Source organism: Arthrobacter sp. H5, assembly GCF_000520595.1.
Lineage (GTDB): Bacteria > Actinomycetota > Actinomycetes > Actinomycetales > Micrococcaceae > Arthrobacter_D.
This window is the reverse complement of the sequence record NZ_KI914995.1, coordinates 18,601-22,425: the sequence shown is the minus strand read 5'-3', so window position 1 is coordinate 22,425 and position 3,825 is coordinate 18,601. Positions and strand designations below refer to the sequence as shown.

Annotated in this window: 5 protein-coding genes and 1 pseudogene; 3 read left to right on the top strand and 3 right to left on the bottom strand. The window is 62.3% G+C overall.

All coding sequences use genetic code 11. The annotated features are described in order from the left end of the window. Positions 1–652, top strand: a 652-nt coding sequence (locus Y708_RS24450) for an ABC transporter permease (RefSeq protein WP_035776060.1), incomplete at its 5' end; no start/stop codon positions are given. A 21-nt stretch (positions 653–673) separates the two neighbouring features. Here Y708_RS24450 and Y708_RS0111225 read toward each other — a convergent pair. Then, positions 674–1,162, bottom strand: a complete 489-nt coding sequence (locus tag Y708_RS0111225) for a flavin reductase family protein (protein WP_028280006.1) — start codon at positions 1,160–1,162, stop codon at positions 674–676. A 163-nt stretch (positions 1,163–1,325) separates the two neighbouring features. Between Y708_RS0111225 and Y708_RS0111220 the strand changes: the two genes are divergently transcribed. Beyond that, on the top strand, positions 1,326–2,708 hold the full coding sequence (locus Y708_RS0111220; RefSeq protein WP_028280005.1) for an LLM class flavin-dependent oxidoreductase: 1,383 nt from the start codon (positions 1,326–1,328) through the stop codon (positions 2,706–2,708). 122 nt (positions 2,709–2,830) lie between these two features. Here Y708_RS0111220 and Y708_RS24445 read toward each other — a convergent pair. Together Y708_RS24445 and Y708_RS29150 are read right to left on the bottom strand one after the other, a co-directional pair. Continuing rightward, a pseudogene (locus Y708_RS24445) lies at positions 2,831–3,103 on the bottom strand (N-acetylmannosamine-6-phosphate 2-epimerase); the annotation flags it as partial. 97 nt (positions 3,104–3,200) lie between these two features. Then, the gene (locus Y708_RS29150; RefSeq protein ID WP_155853822.1) at positions 3,201–3,362 is read right to left on the bottom strand and encodes a hypothetical protein; all 162 of its coding nucleotides are present in this window, start codon (positions 3,360–3,362) and stop codon (positions 3,201–3,203) included. A gap of 170 nt (positions 3,363–3,532) precedes the next feature. Here Y708_RS29150 and Y708_RS30430 point away from each other — a divergent pair, with 170 nt between their 5' ends. Continuing rightward, positions 3,533–3,763, top strand: a complete 231-nt coding sequence (locus tag Y708_RS30430) for a hypothetical protein (RefSeq protein ID WP_035776059.1) — start codon at positions 3,533–3,535, stop codon at positions 3,761–3,763. The last annotated feature ends 62 nt before the right edge of the window (positions 3,764–3,825 follow it).

The following is a 3,825-nucleotide window of genomic DNA, read 5'->3' as shown; positions in this document are numbered from 1 at the left end:
GGTGAGCCAGAACGGCCTGTTTGTTGCAGTCGTTGGGCTCATTGTGGCCATTCCCCTGTTCCTGCCGCTCACGGTCGGTGTGGTAGCGGGCGACACGGTCGCCGGGGAAGCCAGCACGGGAACGCTGAGGTACCTGCTGATGGCACCGGTGGCCCGGTTCCGGCTGCTCGTGGTGAAGTACGCCGCCGCTGCCGTCTTCTGCCTGGCCGCCACATTTATCGTGGCGCTCACCGGCACGCTCATCGGGGCGCTGCTGTTTCCCGTGGGGCCGGTAACGCTTCTCTCCGGCGACACCATCGGCGTCGGGGAAGCGCTGCTGCGCACAGCCCTTGTGTGCCTTTATGTGACGGTGTCCCTGCTGGGGCTGTGCGCGGTGGGGCTGTTCATGTCCACACTGACCGACGTGCCGGTGGGTGCCATGGCCGCAACCGTTGTGGCGTCGGTGGTTTCCCAGGTGATCGGCCAACTCCCGCAGCTCGAATGGCTACACCCTTGGCTGCTGAGTTACTACTGGCTGGGCTTCGCAGACCTGCTGCGGGAGCCGATCGTGTGGTCCTCATTCGGAGCGAATGCACTGCTGCAGGCCGGTTATGTGCTGGTCTTCGGGGCGCTGGCCTACGGCAGGTTCACCACCAAGGACGTGCTGGCGTAGGGCGGGCCCGCCCGGTAGCCGTCACCAGCGCGCAGGAAGTCCGTAGCCGCCCCGGTAGAACAGCAAAGGATCCTCATCCGGACCCTCGGCGAGGGCACAAACCTGCGCGGCAACTATGGTGTGATCGCCGCCGTCGTACTCTGCCCAAAGCCTGCAATCCGCCCAGGCGATCACGCCCTCCAAAACCGGCGCTCCGGACGGTGCCGGTGTCCAGGGAAGACCGGTGAAGCGGTCCGCTCCTGACCGCGCAAAAGCGTTACTGATGTCCTTCTGCTCCACGGAAAGAACATTGATGCAGAAGCTGCCCGCGTTGCGGATAAGTGGCCAGGTTGTAGACGTTCGCGCCGGGTTGAAACTGACCAGGGGCGGGTCAAGGGAAAGCGAAGCGAAGGACTGGCAGGTGAAGCCGACGGGCCCGGCATCGGTCATGGCCGTCACCACGGTGATTCCGGAGCAGAACCGGCCAAGCACCTCGCGCTGCGTCTTGCCGGTTTCCGGGAGTGCTGCCATCTCGGTCTCCTCTCAGGCGCCCCGCAAATAATGGACATTACCGACTCTCGACTGATAGACGCGCCGTATCCAGTTCATTACCCCAGGTTTAGCCGGTCTCCGGGGCTCTTCCGCGTGCACCTACATACTGGTCAGGACGAGCCCCCTCTCAAAGGAGACCCACATGTCCATCAACGACGGACCCCGCAGGCACATCCGCTTCAACGCGTTTGACATGAACTGCGTTGGACACCAATCGCCGGGCATGTGGCGCCATCCGGAGGACGAGTCGTGGCGCTACAAGGACATCCGTTACTGGGCAGACCTCGCGCAAACTCTGGAAAAAGGCCTCTTTGACGGCATCTTCATCGCCGATGTACTGGGCACCTATGACACCTACGGATCGTCCAACGCATCGGCCCTGCGCGAGGGAACCCAGGTGCCGGTCAATGACCCGTTCCTCCTTGTATCCGCCATGGCCGTGGTCACCGAGAACCTGGGCTTCGGTGTCACCGCCGGCACCGCCTATGAACACCCCTACCCGTTCGCGCGGCGCCTCTCGACCCTGGATCACCTCACCAACGGCCGCTTCGGATGGAACGTGGTGACCGGTTACCTTCCCTCCGCAGCGCGCAACATGGGTAACGAAGACCAGCTTGAGCACGATGAACGCTACAACCACGCCGATGAGTACCTTGAAGTTGTCTACAAGCTGCTCGAAGGATCCTGGGAGGACGACGCCGTGGTCCGCGACCGCGAGCGCGGAATCTTCACGGATCCGGAGAAGGTCCATGAAATTGGCCACGAGGGCAAATACTTCAAGGTTCCCGGCATCCATATCAGCGAGCCTTCCCCCCAACGCACTCCGGTCATCTATCAGGCGGGTGCGTCTTCCCGTGGCATCGGCTTTGCCGCTTCCAATGCGGAGGCCATCTTTGTTGCCTCCCCAACCAAAACCATCCTCAAGGACACCGTGACGAAGATCCGTGACGCGGTCCACGCCGCTGGCCGCGACCGGAATGCGGTGAAGATCTACACCCTGCTCACCATCATCACGGCTGAAACTTCCGAAGCAGCCCACGCCAAACACGAGGAATACAAGCAGTACGCCAGCAATGAGGGAGCCCTCACGCTTATGTCCGGATGGATGGGGATCGATCTGTCCGAGTACCCACTCGATTCCCCGCTGGGTGACGTCAAGTCAAACGCCATTCAGTCGACAGTCTCCAACTTCCAGAAAGTGAACGACGACGGCAAGCCCTGGACTGTGCGGGACATAGCCGAGTCAGCGAGCATCGGCGGGCTTGGTCCCCGGATGGTGGGATCAGGTGCGGAAATCGCGGAGGAACTGATCTCCTGGGTGGATGAAACCGACGTCGACGGCTTTAACCTCGCCTACGCCATCACACCGGGCACCTTTGAGGACATTGTGAAGTACGTGGTTCCGGAACTGCAGAAGCGTGACGCCTACCAGACGGAGTACGCTCCCGGCACGCTCCGCAACAAGCTGTTCAACCAGGGCGACCGGCTTCCCGAGGACCACAAGGGCAGCAGCTACCGCGTCTGACTGTGGCGAACCGAACCGATTTGCCCACTTTTCAAGCGCCGCCCGCGGTTCCTGACTAACAAACAGGCCCGGACGACGGCGTCAGTCGCCGGAAGGTGGGCAGATCGGCGCGCGCTGCAGGATCAGGATTGTTCCCGCGCGCTCATCGCATCAACAAACCAGCCGGTTGTGGTCGCAGGGTGAGTGATCGCCGTGCCGACGACGACGGCGAACGCCCCCGCGTCCAGCGCGGCCCGCGCCTGGTCGGGAGTGTGAATACGGCCCTCCGCAACCACCGGGCAGCCCAGATCCGCGACCGAAAGAATCCCAAGAAGTTCAAGGTCGGGGCCAACGGTCTTCTTCCGCTCCCCCGTGTACCCGGCGAGGGTGGTCCCGATGAGATCCGCTCCAGCCTCCGCCCATCGAAGTTTCCCACCCACAAGAACGCCTCACTGGGAATGGTTAACTATCCCCAGTGAGGCGCCGTGTTGAGCGGGATATTCCCACCCCGTGTCAGCGGGCCTGCGGCTTCGTGGCACGCGATGTGTAGTAGGTCAGAGCCACGTTCCCGTTGGAGCAGACAGCCAGGCCGCGCCGGAAGTTCGCGGCGTAATCCGCTGACCGCCACTCGCGGATGGGCATGCGATCGGACGACGGCGAGGAAGGAAACCTCATGTATCTGCTCATTATCGTCGTCGCAACAATCGCACTGACGCGACGGCGTTGAATGCGGCCGTTCGGCGACAACTAGCCACACCCACACAGCATGCTCATGGCCCGCCACTACCCTCTCAGTTGAAGCGGCCACCATTGACAATGCCAACACATGCTTGCATTATGTAAGCATGACGAATATCCTCATTCGAAACGTGCTGCCTGAGGCGCATCAAACGCTGGTCCGACGTGCCAAAGCGCGCGGGCTGTCACTTCAGCAATTCCTCAGTTCGGAGTTAAACCGCTTGGCGGCCACTCCTACGGTTGATGAGGTGCTCTCCCGTGTGGAAGCCAATAGAGGCGGTCGTGTTGGGCTGGGCCAGGCCGTCGAAGACCTGGCGTCCGAGCGCTCCCGCCGGTGATCGTTGTTGACGCGTCCATCATGGCCAATGCCCTTGGCGACGATGGACCGGCGGGCGATTCG

What these genes read in the sequence shown, in the direction of transcription:
- Y708_RS0111225 (WP_028280006.1), bottom strand. Translation starts at nt 1,162, where the DNA reads ATGGCAGCACTCCCGGAAACCGGCAAGACGCAGCGCGAGGTGCTTGGC.
- Y708_RS0111220 (WP_028280005.1), top strand. Translation starts at nt 1,326, where the DNA reads ATGTCCATCAACGACGGACCCCGCAGGCACATCCGCTTCAACGCGTTT.
- Y708_RS29150 (WP_155853822.1), bottom strand. Translation starts at nt 3,362, where the DNA reads ATGAGGTTTCCTTCCTCGCCGTCGTCCGATCGCATGCCCATCCGCGAG.
- Y708_RS30430 (WP_035776059.1), top strand. Translation starts at nt 3,533, where the DNA reads ATGACGAATATCCTCATTCGAAACGTGCTGCCTGAGGCGCATCAAACG.